Origin of the sequence: Mesorhizobium sp. M4B.F.Ca.ET.203.01.1.1 (genome assembly GCF_004791025.1) — a bacterium.
In the GTDB taxonomy this organism is placed as follows: domain Bacteria; phylum Pseudomonadota; class Alphaproteobacteria; order Rhizobiales; family Rhizobiaceae; genus Mesorhizobium; species Mesorhizobium abyssinicae.
In genome coordinates this window covers 1-356 of sequence record NZ_SRUO01000133.1, presented here as the reverse complement: position 1 = coordinate 356, position 356 = coordinate 1, and the positions used below count along the sequence as shown (strand labels likewise).

Genomic DNA, 356 nt, shown 5'->3' with positions numbered 1-356 from the left:
GAGGAGACACGTGCTGCGGTAGACAAGGCCTATGTTGCGCAGTCGGGATGGGCCGCGTTGACTGCCCGAGAGCGTAGCGACGTTCTTTGGCGATGGCATCAGCTGATCATCGACCATGCAGGCGATCTCGCCGCGATTCTGACTGCGGAAATGGGCAAGCCGCTTGCCGAAGCCATGTCAGAGGTATCGCATGCGGCGGCGTATCTGCAATGGTATGCCGAGGAGGCCAATCGCGTCTATGGCGAGACGATCTCGGCACCCTCGACAGACCGCCGAATGCTAGTGATCAAGCAGCCCATCGGCGTTGTTGGCACGATCACGCCATGGAATTTCCCGGCCTCCATGGTGGCGCGCAA

Annotated in this window: 1 protein-coding gene; it reads left to right on the top strand. The window is 60.7% G+C overall.

What is annotated here, in order from left to right; genetic code table 11:
- On the top strand, window positions 1-356 hold a 356-nt coding region (locus EN846_RS33985; protein ID WP_135899338.1), incomplete at both ends, for an aldehyde dehydrogenase family protein.